18 protein-coding genes and 1 pseudogene are annotated in these 25,224 nt (G+C 65.7%); 14 read left to right on the plus strand and 5 right to left on the minus strand.

The genetic code is table 11. The features are described 5' to 3' along the window. Positions 1–103: 103 nt before the first annotated feature. The 4 genes from EKM57_RS20370 (at position 104) to EKM57_RS20385 (ending at position 6,918) form a co-directional block, all read left to right on the plus strand. Positions 104–2,968 (plus strand): TonB-dependent receptor domain-containing protein, encoded by a 2,865-nt coding sequence (locus EKM57_RS20370; protein ID WP_243451168.1) that lies wholly within the window; start codon positions 104–106, stop codon positions 2,966–2,968. Between the two features lie 171 nt (positions 2,969–3,139). Next, positions 3,140–4,129, plus strand: a complete 990-nt coding sequence (locus EKM57_RS20375; RefSeq protein ID WP_129794379.1) for an amidohydrolase — start codon at positions 3,140–3,142, stop codon at positions 4,127–4,129. Then, positions 4,126–5,355 (plus strand): NAD(P)/FAD-dependent oxidoreductase, encoded by a 1,230-nt coding sequence (locus tag EKM57_RS20380; RefSeq protein ID WP_129794380.1) that lies wholly within the window; start codon positions 4,126–4,128, stop codon positions 5,353–5,355. The genes EKM57_RS20375 and EKM57_RS20380 overlap by 4 nt, the downstream gene beginning before the upstream one ends. Before the next feature lie 189 nt (positions 5,356–5,544). Further along, complete coding sequence (locus EKM57_RS20385) at positions 5,545–6,918, plus strand: MFS transporter (RefSeq protein WP_165357580.1); 1,374 nt, start codon at positions 5,545–5,547, stop codon at positions 6,916–6,918. Between the two features lie 276 nt (positions 6,919–7,194). Here the strand turns inward: EKM57_RS20385 and EKM57_RS20390 are convergent, their stop codons facing one another. From EKM57_RS20390 to EKM57_RS20400, 3 genes are all read right to left on the minus strand, one after another. Continuing rightward, positions 7,195–7,926: an SDR family oxidoreductase gene (locus EKM57_RS20390; RefSeq protein ID WP_129794382.1), complete on the minus strand. Its 732-nt coding sequence runs from the start codon at positions 7,924–7,926 to the stop codon at positions 7,195–7,197. Continuing rightward, a complete protein-coding gene (locus EKM57_RS20395; RefSeq protein ID WP_165357581.1) occupies positions 7,919–8,923 on the minus strand; it encodes a Rieske 2Fe-2S domain-containing protein in 1,005 nt (334 codons plus the stop codon). The genes EKM57_RS20390 and EKM57_RS20395 overlap by 8 nt, the downstream gene beginning before the upstream one ends. 129 nt (positions 8,924–9,052) lie before the next feature. Next, the gene (locus EKM57_RS20400) at positions 9,053–9,802 is read right to left on the minus strand and encodes a hypothetical protein (protein ID WP_129794384.1); all 750 of its coding nucleotides are present in this window, start codon (positions 9,800–9,802) and stop codon (positions 9,053–9,055) included. A 175-nt stretch (positions 9,803–9,977) separates the two neighbouring features. Between EKM57_RS20400 and EKM57_RS20405 the strand changes: the two genes are divergently transcribed. From EKM57_RS20405 to EKM57_RS20440, 8 genes and pseudogenes are all read left to right on the plus strand, one after another. After that, positions 9,978–10,790, plus strand: coding sequence for an amidohydrolase (locus EKM57_RS20405; RefSeq protein ID WP_165357582.1), 813 nt, complete (start codon positions 9,978–9,980; stop codon positions 10,788–10,790). An 81-nt stretch (positions 10,791–10,871) separates the two neighbouring features. Next, a complete protein-coding gene (locus tag EKM57_RS20410; RefSeq protein WP_129794386.1) occupies positions 10,872–12,539 on the plus strand; it encodes a CocE/NonD family hydrolase in 1,668 nt (555 codons plus the stop codon). Continuing rightward, positions 12,529–13,215, plus strand: a pseudogene (gene ribB / locus EKM57_RS20415) (3,4-dihydroxy-2-butanone-4-phosphate synthase); the annotation flags it as partial. The gene EKM57_RS20410 and the pseudogene ribB, both read left to right, overlap by 11 nt. A 5-nt stretch (positions 13,216–13,220) precedes the next feature. Continuing rightward, a complete protein-coding gene (locus EKM57_RS20420) occupies positions 13,221–13,709 on the plus strand; it encodes a flavin reductase family protein (protein WP_129794388.1) in 489 nt (162 codons plus the stop codon). 6 nt (positions 13,710–13,715) lie between these two features. Continuing rightward, positions 13,716–15,209, plus strand: coding sequence for an FAD-linked oxidase C-terminal domain-containing protein (locus EKM57_RS20425; RefSeq protein ID WP_129794389.1), 1,494 nt, complete (start codon positions 13,716–13,718; stop codon positions 15,207–15,209). A gap of 5 nt (positions 15,210–15,214) precedes the next feature. Further along, complete coding sequence (gene glcE, locus EKM57_RS20430; RefSeq protein ID WP_243451169.1) at positions 15,215–16,348, plus strand: glycolate oxidase subunit GlcE; 1,134 nt, start codon at positions 15,215–15,217, stop codon at positions 16,346–16,348. Further along, a complete protein-coding gene (gene glcF / locus EKM57_RS20435; RefSeq protein ID WP_129794391.1) occupies positions 16,338–17,651 on the plus strand; it encodes a glycolate oxidase subunit GlcF in 1,314 nt (437 codons plus the stop codon). Before glcE ends, glcF begins: the two co-directional genes overlap by 11 nt. 1 nt (position 17,652) lies before the next feature. After that, positions 17,653–18,081 (plus strand): heme-binding protein, encoded by a 429-nt coding sequence (locus tag EKM57_RS20440; protein WP_129794392.1) that lies wholly within the window; start codon positions 17,653–17,655, stop codon positions 18,079–18,081. 15 nt (positions 18,082–18,096) lie between these two features. Here the strand turns inward: EKM57_RS20440 and EKM57_RS20445 are convergent, their stop codons facing one another. Together EKM57_RS20445 and EKM57_RS20450 are read right to left on the minus strand one after the other, a co-directional pair. Next, a complete protein-coding gene (locus EKM57_RS20445; protein ID WP_129794393.1) occupies positions 18,097–19,233 on the minus strand; it encodes an LLM class flavin-dependent oxidoreductase in 1,137 nt (378 codons plus the stop codon). 516 nt (positions 19,234–19,749) lie between these two features. Further along, positions 19,750–20,745 carry a methyltransferase gene (locus EKM57_RS20450; protein ID WP_206185520.1) on the minus strand — a complete coding sequence of 332 codons (996 nt, stop codon included), beginning with the start codon at positions 20,743–20,745 and terminating at the stop codon, positions 19,750–19,752. A gap of 318 nt (positions 20,746–21,063) precedes the next feature. On the opposite strand from EKM57_RS20450, the gene EKM57_RS20455 reads away from it, so the two are divergent. Further along, on the plus strand, positions 21,064–22,077 hold the full coding sequence (locus EKM57_RS20455) for an ABC transporter substrate-binding protein (protein WP_129794395.1): 1,014 nt from the start codon (positions 21,064–21,066) through the stop codon (positions 22,075–22,077). A 20-nt stretch (positions 22,078–22,097) separates the two neighbouring features. After that, the gene (locus EKM57_RS20460) at positions 22,098–25,139 is read left to right on the plus strand and encodes a TonB-dependent receptor domain-containing protein (RefSeq protein WP_165357583.1); all 3,042 of its coding nucleotides are present in this window, start codon (positions 22,098–22,100) and stop codon (positions 25,137–25,139) included. Positions 25,140–25,224 lie beyond the last annotated feature (85 nt).

A 25,224-nucleotide genomic window follows, 5' to 3' on the forward strand; every position in this document is an offset into this window, starting at 1 on the left:
ACGGCGAGATGACGCGGTCACGCGGCTTCGAAAGCGCAGATAAGCGCCCGGGGGAGAGGTCAATTCAATGCCATATGCCAATCGCGGAACTGTGCGCGTTCACGTGAAAGCCCTGCGACTCGCGCTCATGCTGACGGCGGCTTCGTTCACGGGGGGACTGGCGGTCGCCTCGCCGGCGGCGGCGCAGGTCGCCCCGGGGGATCAGGGGCCGGAGAACGAAGCGGCGGAAATGGCGGTGCCGATCGGGGGTTCGTCCGACGCCGTGCAGGCGGGCCGGCAAATCGAAGGCGATATCATCATCACCGGCTCGCGCGCAGCGGTCAACGGCTTCTCGGCTCCGTCGCCCACGGTCGTCGTGGGCAGCGATCTGGTGGATCGCCAGTCGGCGGCCACGATCGCCCAGGTACTCTATCAGGTGCCCGCCTTCCGCGCGACCCGCTCGCCGGGAGCCAATGCCGTCAACTTCTCGAATCCGGGGCAGGCTGCGGCCGACCTGAGGGGTCTTGGCCCGCAACGCACGCTCGTCCTCGTCAATGGATCGCGCGTCGTTCCGTCGGCGCCGTCGGTCAATGCCAGCGCACCGGTCACGACCGACCTCAACGTCATTCCTACGCTGATGATCGATCGGGTGGAGATCGTCACCGGCGGCGCGTCGGCGCAATATGGCTCCGACGCCGTCTCGGGCGTCGTGAACGTGCTGCTGCGTCGGCGAATGGACGGCATTCGCCTGACGGCCCAGGCGGGGATTGCGGAGGCCGGCGACAATTTCAACTACCGGATCGGCGCGATCGGCGGCTTCAGCTTCGCCGGCGATCGCGCCCACTTCGTGGCCAGCCTCGAGTATAACGACTCCGACGGGGTCGACGACATTTACGCTCGCGACTGGGGTCGCGAAGAGTGGATGATCGTATCGAACGGTGCCTTCGCGACGAACGGACTGCCGGCGAACATCCTCGCTCCGAACGTTCACAACAATGTCGGCGCCGGCGGCGTGATCCTCGGGCCGGCGAACTTCTCATTGCGAGGATTCACCTTCAATGACGATGGCTCGGTACGGCCGTTCGACGCCGGGTCCCTCAACAATGGCACCTACCAGATCGGCGGCGAGGGGCGGACTTCGACCGTCGGCGTGAGCCTCGTGCCGCCGGTCCGGCGCTTCACCTCCTATGCGCGGCTCGAATATGAGGCCTCCGAAGCCCTGACCGCGATCGTCGAAGGCGGCTATGCGGAGACGCGGGGCGTTCTCAGCGGCGGCATCGCCCGCTTCAATTCGGTGGCCATCGCTCGCGACAACGCCTTTCTTCCGGCCGCGGCGGGGGCGGCGATGGACGCGCAGGGCCTGACCAGCTTCATGATGGCAAAAACCTTCTACGACATGGGCAACGCCCGATTCGAAGCCTCGAACAGCACACCCCATTTCATGCTGGGTGTCGAAGGCGCACTCGGCGGTTCATGGCATTATGACGGGCATTATTCGTGGGGCGAGAACCGTTTCCGCAATGAGGTCTCGAACAACCTGGTCGGTACCAACATCGCCTTCGCCGTGGACTCGGTCGTCGACCCGTCTACCGGGCAGATCGTCTGTCGGGCCACGCTGCCCGGACCGGCGTTCAACGCTAATGCCGCGGGATGCGTGCCGATCAATCCTTTCGGTCCGAATTCGGCCAGCCCCGACGCGCAGGCCTATGTCAACGGCTCCGGCTGGAGCACCTCGCTTTATACTCAGGACACGGCGGCGCTGAACGTCCGGGGGGAGCCGTTCGCCACCTGGGCGGGGCCGGTTTCGATCGCGTTCGGCGGCGAATATCGCCGTGAGACGCAGCGCGTCGTGGCCGATCCGATTTCTGCCAATGGCGGCTTCGCGCTGGTCGGCAATGTCGGCACGTTCCGCGGCGCCTTCGACGTGACCGAAGGCTATTTCGAAGCGATCGTCCCGCTGGCCCGGGACCTCCCTTTCGCCCACGCGCTCGATGTCAACGGTGCGATACGCTACGCCGAATACAGCACGGTCGGGGGTCAGACGAACTGGAAAGTCGGCGCCGTCTATGAGCCCGTCGAGGGACTTCGCCTGCGGGTCACCCGCTCGCGCGACATACGCGCACCCGCCATTTACGAGCTCTACGGTCCCGGATCCGTGCTAGTGAACCTCATAACTGTCAATGGAGTCTCGGCGCGGGTTCCGCAGAATGTCACGGTCGGCAATCCCGATCTCAATCCCGAGAAGGGCGACACCTTCACTGCCGGACTGGTCATCGAGCCGGTCGGCATCCCCAATCTGCGGGCGTCGATCGATTATTACGATATCGATCTCAGCGATGCGATCACCAGCATCTCGGCCGGCACCATCGGTTCCTTGTGCACGCTCGGCCAGACGCAGTTCTGCAACTATATCACGTTCAACGCGGCGGGCGCTCCGATACGTGTCACTGCGCCCCAGCTCAATATCGGCTCGCTCCGCACGGACGGCATCGACGCCGTCCTGAACTACACGCTTCGGCTCGACAGCGGCGCCTCGATCAACGCGGCGCTGAGCGGCACCTATGTGTTCCACTCCTACGTGAACAGCGGCGCACCGGGCAGCGTCGACATCGATCGGGCGGGCGAGAATGGCCAGGCCAATGCCGGCGCGATGCCGCGCTTCCGCGGTAATGCGTCGCTCACCTACATGAACGATCTTTTCTCGGTGACCGGTCAGGTCATTTTCATCAGCGCCGGCACGATCGACAATAGCTACAACACGGCGCCCGCCTTGACGATCAACGACAACGACGTGCCCGCGATCGCTTATGCGAACCTCTATTCCACCCTCAACATCACGCCGGACGTCCAGCTTACCTTCTCCGTGAACAATCTGTTCGATACCGACCCGCCTGTCGTGCCGTATCCGGTCTTCATCGCGCCGACGAATGGCGTCTACTATGACAAGATTGGGCGTGCCTTCCAGGTGGGCGTCAATCTGCAGTTCTAGGTCGGCGACCGTGTCGGGGCGCGAGCTTAGCCATCCGCCATCGCCCGGAGCTTCGTCGCCGAGGCTCCGGACCGCGCGCCTGCGCGGCAGCCATGGCGATCGCGCCACCGATCGGAGGCGCGTCGCTCGGCTCCCGAGCGGAAACCCGGTTAGCCAGATTGCAGGTGGAATATGAATCGTCGCCACTTCGTCGCCGCACTGACTGCAGGCGGACTGATTTCGCACGGCGCGGCTTTCGCAGCGCCGCTGCACCCGGCGCGCCGGGCACCTAATGACGCTCGTCCCAGGCTGTTCGACGCGCACATCCACTTCTTCACCAACGACCAAGCGCGCTATCCGATGGACATGCGGAATTCGCGGGAGCCGGAGGAGATCATGCGCCGCCGGGTCATGCGCGATCCCGGCACACCGGAGCGGGTATTTCCGCTATGGCGTGAGAACGGCGTGCAGGCCGGCGCCGGCGTCCAGTATAACGGCGCCTATAAGGCCGATAACCGATACGTGCTCGACCTCGCCGACAGCTACCCCGACCTGATCGCAGCGGAGATCATCGTCAATGCGCGCGATCCGGACGCGCCGGCCGTCGTCGAGGCCGCGGTGCGGGAGCGAAGGGTCAGCGCGTTGCGGCTGACCGGCTTCGCCGATGAAGCGGGAGCCTATCCGTGGCTGGACTCGGGCCATGCGCTTCGCATCTGGAGGCTGGCCGAACGGACCGGATTGCCCGTCGGGATCACCTATCTTCCGCCGCGTCCGGCGGCGGCCGCCTTCCGAAGCATTGCCGGGTTGGCCACCCGCTTTCCCGGCGCGACGATCATCTTCGAACATCTCGGCTGGACCGATCCCGATGGCCAGGACGGGCTTTCCTCGCTGCATGCCGCGCTTCGGCCGTTTGCGAACGTCCTGTTCAAGTGGACGTCGATCAATATCGGCCAGCTGGTGGAGACGGGGTTTTCGACCAGCGCCTTCCTGCGCCGAGCGGTCGACCTCTTCGGTGCGGATCGCCTGATGTGGGGCTCCGACTTCGGCAACACGCTGCGTCCTTACGAAGGGATGGTGGCGGATGCGATCGGGGCCACGGCCGGCCTCAGCGCGGCCGAGAGGAACCAGGTCCTCTACGAAACCGGCGCACTTGTCTTCTCACGCGCGCGAGTGGACGCATGAGGCGCGACGGGGTGGACATCGCGATCGTCGGCGCAGGACATGGCGGGGCGCAGGCGGCGATCATGCTGCGGCAACAGAAGTTCGAGGGATCGATCGCCCTGATCAGCGACGAGCGGGAATTCCCGTACGAGCGCCCGCCATTGTCCAAAGAATATCTCGCCGGCGAGAAGCCTTTCGAGCGCATCATGATGCGGCCGGAGACATTCTGGCCCGATCGCGCCATCGGGCTGATGCTCGGCCGGCGGGTAACGGCCGTGGATCCGGGAGCCCGCGCGGTTGCGTTCGAGGACGGCGCCACCCTCGGATACGGCAAGCTTCTCTGGGCCACGGGAGGGCGTCCGCGTCGCCTTGCCTGTCCCGGCCACGATCTCGAGGGCGTCCATTTCGTCCGCACGCGCAGAGACGTCGACGCGATGATGGCGAAGCTCGACTCGGTGGATCAGGTCGTGATCGTCGGCGGCGGCTATATCGGTCTGGAAGCGGCCGCCGTGCTGATCAAGCTCGGCAAGCGCGTCCTCCTCCTCGAGGCTCTCGACAGGGTACTCGCGCGGGTCGCCGGCGAGACACTGTCACGATTCTACGAAGCGGAGCACCGCGCGCACGGCGTAGACCTGAGGACCGGCGTCACCGTCGCCTGCATCGACGGCAGGGATGGCCGGGTGACGGGGGTGCGCACCGCCGACGGTGCGCAGCTGCCGGCGGACATGGTGATTGTCGGCATCGGCGTCATTCCGGCGGTCGAGCCTCTGGTCGAGGCGGGCGCCGCCAACGGAAACGGCGTCGCGGTCGACGAATATTGCCGTACGACTCTGTCCGACGTCTACGCGATCGGCGACTGTGCCGCTCATGTCAGCCGCTTCGCCGACGGCGCGACGGTTCGCCTCGAGTCGGTCCAGAATGCCAACGACATGGCGGCCACCGCTGCGCGACACATTGTCGGGCACGATTCCCCCTATCGGGCCGTGCCCTGGTTCTGGTCGAACCAGTACGACCTACGGCTACAGACGGTGGGCCTGTCGGCCGGCCACGACGGAACCGTCCTGCGCGGCGAGCCCGCTTCTCGCAGCTTCTCGATCGTCTACCTGAAGCAGAACCGAGTGATAGCGCTCGACTGCGTCAACGCGACCCGCGACTATGTCCAGGGACGGAAGCTCGTGGAGGTACGTGCTACGGTCGATCCGGCGAGGCTCGCCGACCCCGCCGTCGCTTTAAAGGCGATGGTGTGATCGAGAGTCCGATCGGCGCAGATCTGCTGCTTCGGCTCGAGGAAAGCGATCGCGAGCTCAATGCGAAGCGCGTCGCGGCGAACGGCTGGATCTAATTAAAGCGGCGTAGAATAATATTGTCGCGCGGTCAGGGCCATGCTAGCGGAAGGCAAGCCACCATCGAAGTGGACTGTCAGCAGGAGGGGCGATGTGAGCGCGGAGCAGCAGTCGATCGATCCGGTACTCGATCGGCCGGCCATGGGTGCCTATCGCTGGAGCCTCTACACGGTGTGCGGCTTGCTGATGGCGCTCGAAGGCTATGACGCCTACGTTGTCGCCAATCTGGCGCCGGTGATCGCGCGGGGCCTAGACATTCCGATCCCCTCCATGGCCTTCGTCTTTACCGCTCAGGCGGCCGGGATGGCGGTCGGCTTCTACACCATTCCCCTCGTCGCCGACCGCGTCGGCCGCCGGAACCTCATCATCGCCGGTTCGGCCATGTTCGGCATATTGACGCTGCTGTCGACGCTGGCCACGGACCTCAATTCCTTTGTGATCGTCCGATTCTTCGCCTTCATGTCGCTCGGCGGCACGATGCCGAACATCATCGCACTGGTCGCCGAGTTCATGCCGGAATCGCGGCGTGGGCGGCTCCTCACCTGGATGTTCATCGCGCATGGCCTAGGCGCGTCCGCAGCCGGCCTGTTCGGCCCGACCTTCGTCGCATGGCACAGCTGGCAACTGGCCTTCTGGGTAGGCGGCGTACTGCTTCTCGCGTTCATTCCCTTTCTCTGGCTGCATCTGCCGGAATCCTGCCGCTTCCTGCTGGTCCGCAATCCCGAGGATCCCAGGATCGGCGAGATCCTGCGCCGGGTCGATCCGAACTTCACCTTCGCGCCGGGGACGCGCTTCACGACGGCTGAGGTGAAGGGCGCAGGACTGCCGCTCCCGGGTCTGTTTCGCGACGGCCGCGCGCCCATGACGCTGCTGCTCTGGATGGCGATGGGCTCCGCCCTCTGCGCCGTCGCCACCTTGTCCGCGTGGAAGCCTACCTTCCTCCATGTGCTGGGCGGGATCGAAACCTCGACCGCAACCCGCATGTCCGCCGTCTCGGCCTTCGGCGCGATGGTGGGACCCGTGATGCTGACCTGGATGATGAAGCGGCTCGGGATGCCCTTCTCACTGATGCTCACCTTGTTGGCCGGCTTCGTCGCCATGACGATGCTGGCTCTGGTCGCGCAGTTCAACTGGCTCGGGTGGGTGCTCGGCTTCTCGTTCGGGCTGCTGGTGATCGGCGCACAGGCCGGGCTCAATTCGTTGGTCGCCTCTTCCTATCCGACGTCGATGCGCTCGACCGGAATCGGCTGGGCCGGCGGAATCGGCCGGGTCACGTCTATGATCGGGCCGGGCCTGGGTGGTGCGATGCTGGCGGCGGGCTGGGGCGCTTGGGAAATCTATACGGCAATCGCGGCTCCCCTGCTTCTGGCGGCGCTCGCGATGCTGATCTTCCATCGCTTGAAGGCGGGAGAGGCGGCCGTCGCGGCCCCGGTCTCGAGGCAACCGGCGCCCGCCGCGGCCGAATAGGGCATCGGGCCACGCCAATGGAGCTCGTCGTGCTGGGAGGACCCTTGAGCGTCTTCGCGATGGCGACGGAACGGCCGGTGTGCCGTATCGGCGCTCGACCCGATTCCCACAACGATACGGTGCACCCGACCCGATCGACCGTTTCGCGGAGGGATGGCATAGCGCCCCGTGCCCGGGCCGTCGACGCGCGCCGATGCCGGAGAGGATCTTCGAACTTGGGGGCGGGTGGGGGAGGGCTTGGGCGCCCTCCGATGGGCTAGTGCCGCCGCGACCGAGCTACCAAGGAACCTGCCCTGAATCTCCGTAGAGGCCTCCGGTCGGGCCGTCTTCGCCAAGGAGAGCCAGGCCGACGGCAACGGCCGCGCCCTCGCTGGGCGGCCGCCCCTTGCCGTTGGAAAGGTCGGTCGCGCACAGGCCAGGATTGGCGGCGTTGACCTTGATCGGCGTGTCGAGCAGTTCGTTGGCGAACTGGACGGTGACGGCGTTCACCGCCGTCTTCGACGAATTGTAGGCCAGCAGCCGGCTGAAGGCGAAAGGGGCGTCGCGCCCGCTGGTGAGCTTCAGCGAGGCGAGCCCCGTCGACATGTTGACGATCCGCCCCGCTGCTGCGGCGCGCAGCAATGGCAGCATCGCCTGGGTTGTCGCGACCAGGCCAAACACGTTGGTCTCGTACGTCAGACGCAGCAGGTCGGGATCGGCCGCGCTCGGGGGTACGCCATGCTCGGGCGAGACCGCCGCATTGTTGATCAGGATGTCGAGCCTACCCCAGTCCTCGGCGATCCGGTCGGCGGCGGCCTCGATGCTCTTGCGGTCGGTCACGTCGATCGGCAGGAAATGGACATCCAGTCCCGCGCTTGCGAGCTTCGCTGCCGCGGTCATGCCGGCTTGCGCATTGCGCGCGCCGAGCAGGACGGTGGCGCCTGCCCGGGCGAGGCTCTCGGCAGTCGCGTAGCCGATGCCCTTGTTGGCACCGGTGACGAGGGCGACCTTGCCCGCGGCCTCAGACATCGAATGGAGCCGATCGCGGGTAGCGCTCGATGTAACGCAGGAACTGGCCGAAATATTTGTCGGTGCGGATCAGCGCGCTCTTGCCGTAGCCGCGAAAGCGCAGCGAGAAGAGGATCGGCTCGTCCTCCGCATAGAGCTTGTGCACATAGTCGACGCGCTTCTGCAGCTCGGCCGCAGCCCCCTCCGGCCCGAGCTCCTCGGCCTGCGACCGGCGCATCGCGACCACGAAATAGGCATCCGACCAGCCTGGTGCGACCTGTGAGCTGCCCGCCATGAAGAATCGCTCCGTTCCGTCGGCCAGCTCGGTGCGGGCCGTCAGCCAGGTGCCGCCATAAAGCTGGGTATCGGCGATGCGGGCATCCGATTCCTGCCGGACGACGATGAGATAATCGCCGAAATCGACCTTCGTGGGGTGGGGGTCGGGAATGTTGTGCACCGTCTTGAGATGCTGGAAATCGACGAGGTTAGACGATCCGATCCAGCCTTCGATCGGACGAACTCCGCGATGGAACGTGCGGTAGTAGACGTCCTCCTCGGCAATGTTGGGGAATTCGGGCAGGCCGAAGAGCGGCTCCTCGCCGTTGAACGCCCAGATGAGGCCCCAGCGCTCGGCGGCGGGATAGGAATAGATGCGGACCGCGCGGGGAATGTGAGTTTCGCCCGGAATGTCGACGCATCGGCCGTCGGGCGCGAACCGCCAATGATGATAGGCGCAGCGCACTGCGCCGTCGACCAGGCAGCCCTCGGAAAGGTCGGCGCCGACATGGGGACAATAAGCGCTCTGCACGACCGGGCTGCCGTCGGCACCCCGGTAGACGATCACCCGCGTGCCGAGGAAATCCCGGCCGACGATCTTTCCTTCCGGAAGCTCCTCCGCCAGCATCAGCGGATTCCAGTTCTTCAGATAGGTACCGTCATGGTCCTTGCCATATTCGCGGCCGGCATAAGGCGGGCGTGGCAGCACCGCGCCAGTCACCCGAGTTTCAGCTTCAGACATGCGACTCTCCCGTTGCGCCGGCCTGCGTAGCATGATCCAAGCACTTCGGAAATAATTTTATATCCACCTATAATTCATGGGTGAGCGGATGTCGGCGGGCACTGCGGCTGCCGCGCTTCCGCTCAGGCCTCAGACGTTGACAACCCGTCTGGCCCTGCGGGCCGTGGCCTCGGGAGATGCACCGACGCCTTCGAGGATCATGTCGATGACGAACCCCTTGTAGCGGGCCGCCGCCTGCTCGGGCGTCTCGCCCGAAGGGGCCTGCCCCCTGTCGATCAGCTTCGACGCGTGCTGAAATTTCTCGCACAGGCCCATGATGGCGAGGAACGTGAAATAGGGGTCGACGGGCTTGAGCGACCCCTCTGCGACGCCTGCATCGATGATCGAGCGGTAGATATCGAGCGTCTTCGACATCCACACGCTGATCAGCTCGCTGGCGAGGGGATCGGTCTCGTCGCCAATGATCTCGACCATCAATCGGTGATAGAAGGGATTGATCAGGAAGAAATCGACCATCGCATCGATGCGGATTGCGAGACGTTCGGGCGCGGACTTCGTATCGCTCTCGATCGCGGCGACGCGTTCGCCAATCTCCTTCGAGAGGGTGCGCGCGACATCGACCAGAAGGCGCGTGCGATCCTGGAAATAATATTTGAACAAGGTGAGGTGCACGCGTGCGTGCCGCGCCGCCAGGGACAGGGACAGTTTCTCCGGCGGAACTGTGCGCAGAAGCTCGGCGGTCTTCTCGATCAGCAGCTCCTTGCCGATCCGCCGCTTTCCGGTCGGCCGGCCGATCGCGCGCGCCGCCTTTCCCGATCGCGTCGGCGGCTTGCGCGCCGCGGTCGCCTTCTGCTCGGTCGAATCCTTGTCCTGCGTCACCTGCTCTTCATCCCAGTTTCATGGCGGACTGAATTACTGCCGCCGTCCGGCCATGGACGCCCGGATGTGCGTCGCACACTAGCTTTTCGCCGGTAGCTCGGCAATGCGCGGTGGCCTTCGGCCGGGCCTATTATTCACCCTTGCTATAAATGTTGACCAGCGCGAAAGCATGGTCGTGGCTGACTCGGACATTCCTGTTCCGCGCATCGACACCCATGCGCATATCTTTCATGCGGGGATGCCCCTTGCAGCGGATGCCTGGCACCGTCCAACCCGCGAGGCGCCGCTGGAGGATTATCTCTCCTGCCTCGGCCGGGCCGGCATAGGCCGCGCCGTCCTCGCCGCTGCCAGCCTGTTCGGCGATTATAACGACTATGCGCTCGCGGCTACGGCCGCTCGGCCGAACTTGCGGACGACCGTGATCGTCGATCCGGCGACCGACGTTTCGCGCCTTCGCGAAATGGCCGCCGCCGGGGCTGTCGGCCTGCGCCTGCAGTGGCGCAGTACTCCGGCGCCGCCCGATCTCGACTCTCCCCCCTGGCGCAAGTTGCTCCGCACCGTCGCTGACCTGGGCTGGCACGTGCAGCTTCATGACAACGGAGCGCGCCTCCCGGCAGCGATCGAGAAGATCGAGCGGAGCGGCGCGTCGCTCGTCATCGATCATTTCGGCAGGCCCGACGCCGCGCTCGGAGTGAACTGCCCGGGCTTCCAGGCCGTGCTGCGCGCCGTGGAACGAGGCCGGACGTGGGTCAAGCTGTCAGCGGATTTCCGGGTCGGGCCGGACGCCTTGGTGCGCGATCTCACGGCCGCCCTGCTTCGCCATGCTGGTCCCGAGCGGCTGTTCTGGGGCAGCGATTGGCCGTTCGCCGCCTTCGAGGGCGAAGTCACCTATGAGCAGACGCTTGCACGCTTCGAGGCGCTGGTGCCCGACGCCGGCCTGCGCGGTCGCATTCATAAGGCCGCCGCACGATTTTATTTCATGCAGTAATAATTATAACAGCATTGAATTAAGGTGTGACCTCGGCTAGAAGATCGGGCAGATTGGCCGCACGGGCCGAAGGGACAGAGTATGGGCGAAGGGTTTCTAGAAAGGTTGCGGGCGCCGCTGAACACGCCGGAATTCCGCGGCGCGCGGGCGCGGCGCTACGAGCGGATCGTGGACGGCGACATGGTGATCGAGCGTGACCTGCGCGTTCCGACCCGCTTCGGCTTCGATATATGGATCGATCTCTTCCGGCCGGCCAATGACAGGCTCGAGACGCCGGTACTCGTCGCCTGGACGCCTTACGGCAAGCACGACCCGGCCCCGCTCGCCACGCTGTATCCCGCCTCGGGCGTCCAGCAAGGCTGGATGTCCGATCATACGATCTTCGAGGCGCCCGATCCGGTCTACTGGACGGCGCGCGGCTATTCGGTGATTACCGCCGACACCCCAGGCACCTGGCACGCGGAGACCGACGCCGGCTATTTCAGCCCGCGCGAAGCCGAGGCGCATTACGACCTGATCGAGTGGGCGGGCACGCAGCCGTGGAGTAACGGCAAGGTGGGCCTTTCCGGAGTCTCCTATTTGTCGAGCGCGCAATGGCGCGTGGCGGCGCTGAGGCCGCCGCACCTCGCCGCGATCAACATCTGGGAAGGCTGGTCCGACACCTATACCGAGATCGTGCGCCACGGCGGCATTCCTGAGACCTATTTCTGGCCCCACATCCAGGTGCGCTGGGGCGTCTCGGACAAACGGGTCGAGGATCTTTGGGCGCTGACCGCCGAGCATCCTCATTTCGATGAATATTGGCGCTCCAAGGTCGCCGACTTCGCGGCTATCGAGGTGCCTGCTTATGTGGTCGCGAGCTGGACCGATCACGGCGTCCACACCCGCGGCACGCTGGAGGGCTTCAAGGGGATTTCCTCGGCGCACAAGTGGCTGGAGATTCACGGCAGCAAGAAGTGGGCTTATTATTACGAGCCGCCCTCGGTCGAGCGGCAGGCGGCCTTCTTTGATCATTTCCTGAAGGGTGAGGACACGGACCTCGCCAACTGGCCGCCGGTGAGGCTGCACGTCCGCGACCGCTATGCCGTGGCGACCCAGAAGCCCGCCCGGCAGTGGCCGATCGAGGGAACACGGTACGAGCGTCTCTACCTCGACGCGCCGAGTGCCGGCCTCACTCGCGAGGCGCCGGTGGAGGCGGGTGAGGCCGCTTACGATCCGCTCGATCAGAACGGAGAGGCCGTTTTCGACCTGCCGATCGAAGCAGAAGTCGAACTGGTCGGCCATATGAAGCTGAAGCTCTGGGTCTCGACCGATCAGGGCGACGACCTCGACCTTCACGTGGCCGTCGAGAAGCTGAGGGCTGACGGCAGCAAGGAGGGCTTCGCGCATTGGGCCGTGTTCGAGGACGGACCCGTCGCACTCGGCTGGCTGCGCGTCTCCCGCAGAGCGCTCGATTCGGCTCGCTCCACCGAGCATCAGCCGGTGCTGGCCAACGATTGCGACGAGAAGCTCGCACCGGGCGAGGTGGTCGAAGTGGACGTCGAGATCCTTCCCTCCGGCACCCGCTTCCTGGCCGGCGAAACGCTCCGCCTGATCGTGAAAGGCCGGGACATCTACAACCATCCCAAGCCGCTTCTCTACATGCGGCACGAGGACACGGTGAACCTCGGGACGCACCGCCTCTATACCGGGGGCAACCGCGCGTCCTATCTCCTCATCCCGGTCGTGGAGCTGTCCGATGCTGTATGAGTCCTGTGCCGTCCCGGTTCCCGACACGCTGGAATATGGGTTGAGCGAAGCCTGGGCCGATCCGGGCGAGCGTCTCTCCTCGATCCGCGAAATCCTGGCCGAAGCGCGCGCCGGGCGGCCATTCATCCTGGTCGATTCGGAGGATCGGGAGAATGAGGGCGATCTCGTCATCCCCGCCCAGTTCGCCTCGGCCGATATGGTCAATTTCATGGCGCGCTACGCTCGCGGGCTTATCTGCCTCGCGATTACGCCCGCCTGCGCGGAGCGCCTCCGGCTGGCGCCGATGGTGCGCGACAATCGCTCCGCTCACGGCACCGCCTTCACCGTGTCTATCGAGGCGGCACGCGGCGTGACCACCGGCATTTCCGCGCACGATCGCGCCCGAACGATCGCGACCGCGATAGATTCCGCTGCCGGTCCTCAAGATTTGGTTTCGCCGGGCCATGTCTTCCCGCTCGTCGCGCGGACGAACGGCGTGCTGGAGCGGCCCGGCCACACCGAAGCCGCCGTCGACATCGCAGCACTGGCCGGACTCGCCCCGGCGGGTGTGATCTGCGAGATCATGAACGACGACGGCAGCATGGCGCGCTTGGGCGACCTGAAGCATTTCGCACGGCGCCACGGTCTCAAGATTGCGGCCATCGACGAACTGATCGCTTTCAGGCGGGCGGCGGATCCGCGATGAACGCCGACAATGAGCTCGGTGCGGCGCTGCGCGACGGCCTCAGGCGATTGGCCAAGGCCGTGGTCGTCATAACCAGCCGACATGAAGGCGCCCGCTTCGCCATGGCTGCGACGGCGGTAAGCGAGCTGAGCATGGACCCGCCCTCGCTGCTGATCTGCGTCAACCGGACCGCGAGCCTCAGCGCCCCGCTGTCGGCGGGCGCGGACTTCTGCGTGAACATTCTCCATAGCGATCAAGCCGATCTTGCCATTGCCTGCAGCGGGCAGGTGAAGGGCGAGGCACGTTTCGCAAGCGGACGCTGGATCGGAGCGGACGCCGAGCCGCCCTGGCTCGAAGATGCCCAGGCGAGCTTTGCTTGCCGGCAGGAGCAAGCGCTCGATTATGGCACTCACCGGATCGTGATCGGCCGCGTCGAGGCGGTGCGTCTGCATGGGGAGATCGACCCGCTCGTCTATGTCGACGGCCGCTACGCCCGGGTGGCATAAGGAGATATGCCGATCAGAATGCCGGAGCCCGACCGAACGATCATGGCGCGCAGCGTCGAGATCGCCAAGGCGCTTCGCCGGCTCGCGCCCGGCGCGCGGGTGATCGATCATCCGGATGAGCTTCGCCCCTACGAATGCGACGGCCTTACCGCCTATCGCCAGCCGCCCATGCTGGTGGTGCTTCCACAGACGGCCGAGGAAGTCTCCCGGATCCTTGCTTGGTGTCATGCCGAGAGCGTCAAGGTGGTCCCGCGCGGCTCGGGCACTTCGCTGTCCGGTGGCGCGCTGCCGCTTGCTGATTGCGTGCTGCTCTCGCTGGCTCGGTTCAACCGGATCCTGTCGATCGACTATGAGGACCGGCTCGCGGTGGTGCAGCCGGGAGTGACCAATCTCGCCGTCACCCAGGCGGTCGAGCATCGCGGCTTCTATTATGCGCCCGATCCCTCCAGCCAGATCGCCTGCTCGATCGGCGGCAACGTCGCGGAGAATTCCGGAGGCGTGCATTGCCTCAAATACGGGCTGACCACCAACAACGTGCTCGGGATCGAGCTGGTGCTGATGAGCGGCGAGATCGTTCGCCTTGGCGGCCCGGCGCTGGACTCGCCCGGGCTGGACCTGCTCGGGCTGCTGGTCGGCTCGGAAGGACTGCTCGGCGTCGTCACTGAAGTGACGGTGCGGATCCTGCGCAAGCCCGAGACGGCGCGCGCGCTGCTGATCGGCTTTGGGACCGTCGACGCGGCAGGTGCCTGCGTCGCCGCGATCATCAGCCGCGGGATCATCCCGGCCGGCATGGAGATGATGGACCGCATTGCCATTCATGCCGCGGAGGCGTTCGTCGGCGCCGGCTATCCGCTCGACGTCGAGGCGCTGCTGATCGTCGAGCTGGACGGCCCCGAGGCTGAGTGCTCGCATCTGCTCGGTGAGGTGGAGCGGATCGCGACCGCCAACGGCGCGACCGAAATACGCGTCTCCGTCGACGAGGCGCAGCGCTATCTCTTCTGGGCCGGACGCAAGGCGGCCTTTCCGGCGGTTGGACGGGTGTCCCCGGATTATTATTGCATGGACGGCACGATTCCGCGCCGCCGTCTGCCCGAGGTGCTGGCCCGCATCAGCGGACTTTCGGAACATTACGGGCTGGCCGTCGCCAACGTCTTCCACGCCGGCGACGGCAATCTCCATCCGCTCATTCTTTACGACGCAAGCATTCCGGGAGAGCTGGACAAGGCCGAGGCGTTCGGCGCGGACATATTGCGCCTTTGCGTCGAGGTCGGCGGCGTGTTGACTGGGGAGCATGGCGTCGGCGTCGAAAAGCGCGACCTGATGCCGGAAATGTTCAGCGAAACGGATCTCGACCAGCAGCGGCGCGTGAAGTTCGCCTTCGACCCGAAGCAGCTCCTCAATCCAGGCAAGGTCTTTCCGACTCTCCACCGCTGCGCTGAACTCGGCCGCATCCATATCCATCACGGCGCGGTCCCCTTTCCCGATCTACCCCGCTTCTGATGGAGATGGCGGCTCCCGAAACGGTGGAGGAGCTCGCCGAGGCCGTGCGCGCAGCCGGGGCGCGCGGCGCGAAGCTCGAAATCCGCGGCGGAGGCAGCAAGGCCGGCGTCGGCGCCGAGCGCGATGCGGCTATCCTCGACATGCGCGGCTTCCGCGGCATCGTCGACTACGACCCAGCCGAGCTGGTGCTGACCGTTCGGGCGGGAACGCCGCTGGCCGAGGTGCAGGCAGTGCTTGCCGAGCAAGGGCAAATGCTGGCTTTCGAGCCGTTCGATCATGGCCCTATTTTTGGAGCCGGTGAAGGCGATGCGACGATCGGAGGCGTCGTGGCGGCCGCCGTTGCGGGCTCGCGGCGGATCAGCGCCGGCGCGGCGCGCGACCATCTGCTCGGCTTCACCGCCGTATCCGGGCGCGGTGAGTCATTCGTCGCGGGCGGCAAGGTCGTGAAGAATGTCACCGGCTTCGACTTGCCGAAGCTGATGGCGGGAAGCTGGGGCCGCCTGGCGGCGCTGACGGAATTGTCGCTGAAGGTGCTCCCGGCGCCAGCGGAGACGGCGACGCGTTCGATCCCCGGGCTCGATCCAGCCCGGGCGGCGCGTGCCATGGCACAGGTGCTGGGTTCCGCCGTCGGGGCCGCCGCGGTGGCCTATCTCCCGGGCGCGCAGGCGCGCGTGTTGGTACGGATCGAGGGTTTCGCGCCGTCGGTGGAGGCGCGCTGTGGCTTGCTCGAGAGCATGTTCGAGGGAGTCGAGGCCGCTTCCTCCGAGTCGTGGGCGACATTGCTGACGCTCGGCGGATTGCCGTCCGGCAAGCCGCTCTGGCGGATCCTGATCCCGGCTTCTCAGTTCCCGACCGTGGCCGATCTGCTGGACCGCGTCGGTGCGCCATGGCTGGCCGATTGGGGCGGGGGCCTGATCTGGGCGGCGCTCGACGATGCGGGCCTGATCCGCAGCGCCGCTTCCCAGGCGGGCGGCCATGCGATGCTTGTCCGGGCGCCCGCGGAAATGCGGCGTTTCGTGCCAAGCTTTCATCCCCTGCCGTCGGCCAATGCTGCGCTGGAGGCGCGGGTCGTGCATGCCTTCGATCCGCTCGGCATTTTCGACAGCGGGCGCTTTGCAGGCCGCGGCGATGCGCACTGAGTTCACGCCGGCCCAACTCGCCGATCCCGAAACGGCAGCATCCGAAAAGGCGATCCGCAGCTGCGTCCATTGCGGTTTCTGCACCGCGACATGCCCGACCTACGTCCTCACCGGCGACGAGCTCGAGAGCCCGCGCGGCCGGATCTACCTCATCCAGCGGATGTTGGAGGAGGAACAGGTTCCGAGCGCCGAGACGGTGGCGCATATCGATAGCTGCCTTTCCTGCCTTTCCTGCAAGACGACCTGCCCGTCCGGCGTCGACTATATGCACTTGATCGACCATGCCCGTGCCTATGTCGGTCAGCACCACCGCCGGTCGTGGCGGGAGCGATTCCTGCGTGGCGCGCTGGCCGCGATCCTGCCCTATCCTCGCCGCATGCGCGCGGCGCTCGGCCTTGCCCGGCTGGCGAGGTCCTTGGCCGGGCCTCTGGCGCGCATCGAGGCGACGAAGTCCGTCGCGGCGATGCTGACGCTCGCCGGACGGCGGAAACGCACGGCTGCTTTTGTCGGACCTCCCCCTGTCACCGCGCCCAGGATGAAGGTGGCGCTGCTGCGGGGCTGCGCCGAACCGGTGCTGCGGCCGGAGATCCGTGCGGCGGCGGTACGGGTGCTGCACCGAGCAGGTTGCGAGGTCGTGGATGCGGAAGGGGAGGGCTGCTGCGGCGCGCTCGTCCACCATATGGGCCGGGCCGAGCCGGGGCTGGACGCCGCGCGGCGCAATGTCGATGCCTGGACAGCGGCGATCGACCGGTCCGGTATCGAAGCCGTGGCCGTCACTACCTCTGGCTGCGGGACGATGCTCAAGAATTATGGCTTCCTGCTGCGGAGCGACCCTGCCTATGCGGCGAAGGCGGCGCGAATCTCCGCCATGGCGCTCGACGTGTCGGAGCTGCTCGCGCGCCTGGCGCCGCCGCTCTCGGCGCCGGAGCCGCTCACCATAGCCTATCATGCGCCTTGCTCGCTGCAGCACGGCCAGGCGGTTCGGACGGAGCCGAAGGCGCTGCTCGAAGGCGCGGGCTTTCGCGTCGTGATTCCGGCCGAGGCCCATCTGTGCTGCGGATCGGCCGGCAGCTACAACATCCTCCAGCCGGACATTGCGGCGCAACTGGCGGCGCGCAAGATCGGCCATCTCAAGGCTCTGGCGGCCGACGCGGTGGTAACCGGCAATATCGGCTGCATGATCCAGCTCGATGAGGGAATTGGGGTCCCGATCCTCCACCTGGTCGAGCTGCTCGACTGGGCTGGCGGCGGGCCGAGGCCGGCCGCCCTCACCCTTCCGAATCCTGTCCACAACGGAGACTGACATGACGCGCATCACGCTCGACCAAGCCAACCGGATCATCGCGGCGACCTTCGCCAAGGGCGGCGAACTCGGGCTTAAGCCGCTCTCGGTCGCAGTGCTCGACCCTGGCGGCCACCTGATTGCTTTCCAGCGTCAGGATGCTAGCTCGATACTCCGGCCGCAGATCGCGATGGGCAAGGCCGGCGGCGCGCTGGCGCTCGGCGTATCGAGCCGGGCGATCGGCGAGATGGCGGCAGAAAGGCCGAGCTTCATCGCGGCACTCGGGCCGATCGCGCCGTTGGGCGTTGTGCCGGCGGCGGGCGGCGTCATCGTCCGTAACGCGACCGGCAACATACTGGGCGCGGTAGGGGTGACCGGCGATACTTCGGACAATGACGAGGCCTGCGCTCTGGCCGGTATTGCAGCGGCCGGGCTTTCCCCCACCGGCTGAGGGTGGCGGCGAGCCTTAGGTCCGCCCGCCCGCCGCTACCGCCTTGTTGATGGCGGCCTGATTGGCGCCGCTGAATTCCTCGCGATTCTCGAAGACCCAGTCGAACGAGCGCTCGCGCTGTCTGTTGGCGCGGTTGAAGCGAGGCATGACATAGCGCGCCATCAACTCGTACGACCGCTTGGTCGCTTCGAAATCCATCCAGTTCGTGCCGGTCATCAGCAGACAGCCGAAGTGACCCGTGCGCTCCCACAGCTCTTCGAGGAAGGCGAGGGCATCGTCCGGCGTGCCGACGAGCCCGCCGCGCGCCGCGATCAGCTTGGCGGCATCGCTTCCGCCCTTCTCGCGGGTCTCGGCATAGCTCTTGGGATTGAGCGCCTCGAGATAGCGCAGCCATGGCTCCAGGCCGAACTCGACGGCCTTGGCCGCTTCGGCGCGGGTTTCGGCAAGATGGAATGAGACGACGACGCGCAGATTCTCGCGATCGAGCTGGTTGCCATGCTCGCGCCCGGCTTCTTCCGCGACCGCCCAGCTCGACTTCACGTCGCCGCCGCCATGAGTAAGGATGCCGAGGCCGTACCGCCCGGCGAGGCGGGATCCGGTCGGCGTCTTGGACGTGGCGACCACCATGTGCGGGCGCGGATGGCTGTAGGGCGATAGCTGCAGGCTGGCGTCGCGCAGCGTGAACCAGTCGCTGTCATGGGTGACGACCTCGCCCTCGATGAGGCGGATGATGACGTCCACGCCTTCGACCAGCCGCGCCCGCTGCTGCTCGGGCGCGATTCCCAGCATCGCCGCGTCGGACACCAGCATACCCGGGCCGAACCCGAACATCCCGCGCCCGCGCGTCTGATGATCGAGCTGCACGATCCGGTCGGCCACCATATAGGGATGATGATAGGGGACGGAGATAACTCCGGCGCCGATTCTGATCCGCGACGTCCGCTCGGCGGCCGCCGCAATGAAAAGCTCCGGCGATCCATAGATCTGCATGCCGCCCGAATGGTGCTCGCCCATCCAGACTTCCGAAAAGCCCAGGTGTTCAAGCCACTCCACCAGCTCGAAGTCGCGCTGCATGCACAACGCGACATCCTCGTCATTGCCGTGATGGGGAGGCAGGAACACACCTGTCCGAACGTGACGCGCTTCAGCCAAGCAACTTCTCCCCCGTCATTGTCATCCTCGCCGCAACGGCGGCTGCCTTGCCGCCTTAAGCCGATCGTCCGGTCGTGACAACAGATTTATAGCACACTATAAAACAATAGCGATATACGTGCGATTATGGCGACGAGCCGACGCGCGGAGGAGAAGGGCGCTGTTGGCGTGCGTCTCAGCCGTCCCGGCGGCCCGTCACGCCGCATCTTCTCCTGAAGCAACGAAGAGTCGAATTGCGCGGGGCGCCGGGATGTTGTCTGCCGGGATCGTGGGCAGGGCGGCGCTGGCCAATGCTCGATTCGCGCGTATCCGAGGGCGGCACTTCAGTCGCATGCGAGAAATATTGTCCAGGTTGCTGAATTATCGTTTGCAGGTCGTCGCAGCAGGCGGCCATTCGGCGCATGGGAATCGCAAGGACGAAATCAGGTGGCGATCGCCTGTCGAGCGTGCCGTGGCGCGGCCGGAAGCAGAAGCGCCACCGGCTCGCGATCGTATTCGGCGGCGGCTGAATGCATTCTAGACGGCGCGGCTTTCGATCACCCAGCAACCATCCACCAGGGGCTTGGCTTCCCCCGCGACGAACCCGCTCGCCCGGAGCAGTCGTTGAAATTCCTCCAGCGTGCGCTCCTTGCCATTGATCGGCATCATGACGAGGTCGGTGCGCACCACCGGTTCGTCCGCGGCGCTGACTCGCTCCGGGAGGATTCTCTCCAGGAGGATCAGGGTTGCGCCGGGCTGGAGCGCGGCTCTGCAGCTCGCGAGGATTCGCTCGCTGTCCGCATCGGACCAATCATGCAGCACATATTTGAGCACGATGCAGTCCATCCCAGCCGGGACTTCGTGGAAGAAGTCCCCGCCGAGGAAATCGGCGCGATCGCCAACGCCCGCCTCCGCAAGATACCGCCTCGCACCCTCGGCGATGGGTTCGAGATCGTAGACCAGTCCCTTGAGGGCCGGATAGGCGCGCAGAATTTCGATGAGCACCGCGCCATAACCGCCGCCGACGTCCATGACGGAGCCGTAGCCCGAAAAGTCGCAGGACCAGGCCACCGCGCGTGCAATCGGGCCGGACTGCTCGGCCATTGCGCGATTGAAGACGTCCGATTCCGCCGGATCGGCATGAAGGGCGCCGAAATCGCCATTGCCCCAGCCGGGCATGCCGGTGCGCAGCGTCTCCCCCATCGTTTCCAGCGAATTCCAGATTCGGTCGCCCCATAGCATGGCCATTCCGCGGAGCGATCCGGGCGTGCCGGCGCGGAGCCGCGCTCCCAGCTCGGTGGCGACGAATGCGTCCGCGGAGACTTGTTCGCACAAGCCAAGGACGGCCAGCGCCCGCAGGACACGCCGGGAGGTGTCGGCGTCGAGCTCCGCTGATGCGGCGACCTCGGCGGCGCTGCGGGGGACGGAGCCGAGATTATCGATCAGGCCGGAGCGGACGCTCTCGTAGATCGCGCGGGTTCGCCATGCCCCGGTGATCGATTCGACGAGCTGTCTGGTGCTGGCATCGGCCATCATTTCCTCCTCGCTCCGGCTCGGCCATGGCAGGCCTCCGGACTCTCCATCATTAAATTTGCACAGGTGTTGAAATAATGGAAGAGCGAACCGCCGCGAGGGATATAGCAAATCACGGAATTTCAGGGCGGTTAATGCCACCTACGGATCCTGGCGCGCATATGACAAGGTTGGCTTCTGACCGCGCTCATATTCAATGTGGCTATAATAACTTGCGGCTACCGTGACGCCTCGCTATGCTCCGACAGGCGAACAGCCCGCTGATGGTCGAGCATCGACCGGAAAAAGAGGCTCGCGACATGGAGGGGAGAGCGGCGGATGAAATTGCCCGAATTCAGAATCGTTCGTCGATTCGCCGGTGGGTGGCGCGTCGCACTCGCGGCCATGGCGGTAGCCGGATGCGCTCATGCCTCCCAGCCAGAGCCCAAGCCCGACACGTTGAACGTCTTTGGCATGCACCAGACGATCGAGCTGGCGCCCGTTCACTTTGCTGCCGCCCGAATCTACCCGGGCGGCGCTGCCGTCCACAACGGCGGGATCCCGAACCTGTTCGCTCCTCCCGGTGAGATCCGGGCCGACGTCGCGACCCATGCGGAAACGCAGGCTCTCCGGAATTCGCTCGAACATCCGAACGTCCGAATCATCCTGACGATCGCGCGCGGCCATTATCGGATCGTCGCGCGTCGCTCCGCCGGCATATCCAGCCTCGCGGATCTCCGCGGCAAACGCATTGCGACGATGCTGGACACCTCGGCCGGATTCTATCTCCACAACGTGCTGGCTTCCGCCGGGCTCACCCAAGCCGACGTCCAGATCATGTCGCTGCCGCGGCCGCGCGACATTTCGCGCCACATCATCGAGCGCGAGGTCGACGCGCTGGCGATCTGGGAGCCGGAGATGCAGCGCGCGATCGACGCGCTCGGCGATGACGCCATCATCTTCGCGCCCGACGTCGATTATGACGAATTGTTCAATCTCAACACCACGGCCGAGAATCTCGCCGACCCTACACTCCGCGTGAAGATCGTCCGCTTCGTCGCCGGACTGATGCAGGCATCGCAGCAGGTGATGGCCGCTCCGGACGAGGCGATCGGAATGGTCGTGGCGACTACCGGCTACCCGGTCGAACTGGTTCGATCGGCTTGGCCGCATCACACCTTCCCCGGCACGGTCGCCGACGACCTGCTCGACGTTCTCGTACGCGAAGAGACGTGGCTGGCGGCGCGACAGGGCCGGCCGGCTCGAGACCGCGAGCAGCTCTCTCGTCTGATCGACAAGAGCGTTGCCGAGGAGGCGCGTGCGCTCCTCGCCAGCCAGCAAGCCAATCATTGAAGCCCGGGGGAGGCACGGAAGTGAACCAGGAATCGCAGATCCGACGCTCTTCTCGACGCCGCGGCCGCGGTGCGGCCGTCGCCGCAAGCCTGTTCGCCCTATCCGCGGCTGCACCTGTTTCCGCCCAGACCGAACCGGCTTCGCTTCCCGCGCCCGCAGACTCTGACATTCTAGCGAGCGGCGAGACGCCGATCATCGTCACCGGCTCTCGCATTAAGCGCAGCGGCTTCCAGGAGCAGACGCCAACCACGGTCATATCCGCGGAGCAGATCGGGAATCTCGGGCAAATCAGTGTGTCCGAGGTGCTGGGATCGATCCCGCAGAACCTGGCCGCCCAATCCGACACCAACACCGGCCCGAGCGTCGGTAGCCGGGCAAGCTCCAACATCGGCGCGTCCTACGCCAATCTGCGCGGTCTCAATCCGTTCTTCGGAACCCGCACCCTTACCCTTGTCGATTCGCGCCGGTTCGTTCCCACTTCGGACAGCGGTGCCGTCGACCTCAATCTGATCCCATCGACGCTCATCGCGCGCGTCGAGACGGTCACGGGCGGCGCGTCCGCGGCCTATGGGTCGGACGCGGTTGCCGGTGTGGTCAACATCATCCTCGACACCGAGTTCACCGGCGCCCGCGTTCAGCTCGACTATGGCGAGACCTTCCGCGGTGAAGGGCGCACCCTTCACGGGGCCGCGGCCTTCGGCACCGGCTTCGCCGGGGGAAGGGGCCACGTCGTCGTCAGCGGCGAATATCAGGATTCCCGCGGCGTCGGTCCCTGTTCGGAAGTGCGCGCCTGGTGCGCCGAAGGCTGGGACGTCTATACGAATGCCGGTATTCGCGTGAACGGCGTCCCTTCCGGCTATAACGTGCCCGGATCGCCCACGTACGGCCAGCCCAACTTCATTCTGGGTCCGGGTTCGCGTCACGCCTATAATGGCGCGACGGGCGTGATCCGCAACGTTGCCACGACCCCCGCTTCGCTGCGCAACATGCAGTTCACGCCGGACGGACGTTCGCTCGTGCCGTTCGATCCAGGTCTCTATGTCCAGAACTCGCAGATCGGGCCTCGCCAGGGCGGCGACGGCGAGTCGACGTTCGCCGAGTCGCGCCTGCGCACGCCCGTCGAACGCTACGCATTGTACGGCCATCTCAGCTACGAGCTGACGGATAGCCTCAACGCGACACTCGAAACCTCTTTCGGAGCGCGCGAGGCCTCGGCGATCGGGCCCAGCCTCGGTCCGGCCTCGACGCTGGTCTTCCGGCCGGACAACGTCTTCCTGCCCGAGGAGGTGCGCGCCGCTCTCGTCGGCAGCCCCGGTTTCACGCTGGGCAAGGATCTCGACAACGACTTCACCAACATCAATCGGGCCCGCGTCGAGACCTTCCGGGCGGTCGCTGGACTCGATGGCGAACTCGGCATCGGCAATCTGACTTGGGACGCCTATTTCCAGTTCGGCCGCAATACCCGTCACCAGTCGATCAGCCATTCGCGCGTGAACCATTTCTTCGCCTACGCGGTCGATGCGGTTGCCGATCCCGTGACTGGAGAGCCGGTGTGCCGAGCGGTGCTGCTCGGCAATCCCGAGGCGGAGGGCTGCGTCCCCATCAACCTGTTCGGCACAGGCAATCTCACGCCCGAGGGTATCGCTTATGCCTGGCGCGAGGCGATCGAGGATTTCGAATATACGCAGCATGTGATCGCTGGATCGGTGCAGGGCGATCTCTTCTCGGGGATCGGCGCCGGACCGATCGGATTTGCGGCAGGCATGGAATATCGCGCCGATTCGGGAGACGTCACTCATGGCGACGTTCCTTATTACAACCAGTTCGGGTTGAGCCTCGGCCTCGACTATAGCGGCGACATAAGCGTGTTCGAGACGTTCGGCGAGATCAACGTGCCGCTGCTCCGCGACGTTGCCGCGGCCAATCTGCTCGAGCTCAATGGCGCCGTCCGCTACACGCGTACGCAGAGCACCGACGGTGCGACCGATGAATCGCGGACCGTGGGCGCCTGGAGCTGGAAGGCCGGCGCGGTGTACGAGCCGGTCCCTTGGCTGCGCCTTCGCGGAACGCGTTCGCGGGATATTCGCGCGGCGGGCTTCCGCGAACTGTTCCAGCTTCAGCTGGCAAGCGAACCGGGGAGCGCGCAGGGACGGGTCAACAATCCGTTCAACGGCAATGCCAGCGATTCCACTCCAATCCGGGGCGGCGGCAATTTCGGATTGGCGCCGGAAAAGGCCGACACGACGACCCTTGGAGTGGTCCTGCGTCCGCTGGGCAACCGGTTGAGCTTTTCGGCCGACTGGTTCGAGATTCGGATCGACGATGCCGTGACCACGCCATCGGGCCAGCAGATCGTCGACAGTTGCTTCAATCTCGACGTGTTCTGCGAGCGGATCACCTTCAACCCGGCGGTGCCGGGAAATGGCGACGTCATCTTCGTCGACAGCCGGCAGCTCAACCTCGGGTCGTTCACCTCCCGAGGCATCGACCTCGAGGTGGACTATACGGTGCGGCTGCGCGAACTCGTTCCCGAATGGAACGGTCTCATCAACCTGCGGGTGGTCGGCACCCACCTTTACGACCTGCTGATCCAGGGCGCGCCCGGCGCGCCGATCATCAATTTTGCCGGCCAGAGCGGTCCGAATGCGCCGCTCGGCGATTTCAACTCCACGCCGAAGTGGATGTTGAACTCGACGCTGACGCTCGAGGTCGGTCGATTCACCGGGGTCGTTCAGGCGCGCTACGTCGGCAGCGGCGCCCTGAGCCGCACGCTGATCGGACCCGACGATCCAGATTACGATCCAACCCTGATCAATTCAATCAACCACAACAGGGTGCCGTCGCGCACTTATGTCACGCTGGCGCTGACCTATCGCCTGCCGGTCGGATCCGACGACGACCAGTTCGAGATATTCGGCGTCGTGGAGAATCTGTTCGACGTCGATCCCCCGATCGCTCCAGGCACGACGGGGAGCGTGGTCCAGTCGAGCTATCCTACCAACCCGGCGCTGTTCGACACGCTCGGCGCCCGTTTCCGCACCGGCGTGCGCGCGCGTTTCTAGGCGATGCGAGCGATTCTCGACATGGTCGGTGGCCTCGCTGCCCGGTCTGATCCGGGGCTTGCGGCGAGGCGAGAGGCGTGAGCGG

Source organism: Sphingosinicella sp. CPCC 101087, from assembly GCF_004151485.1.
In the GTDB taxonomy this organism is placed as follows: Bacteria; Pseudomonadota; Alphaproteobacteria; order Sphingomonadales; family Sphingomonadaceae; genus Allosphingosinicella.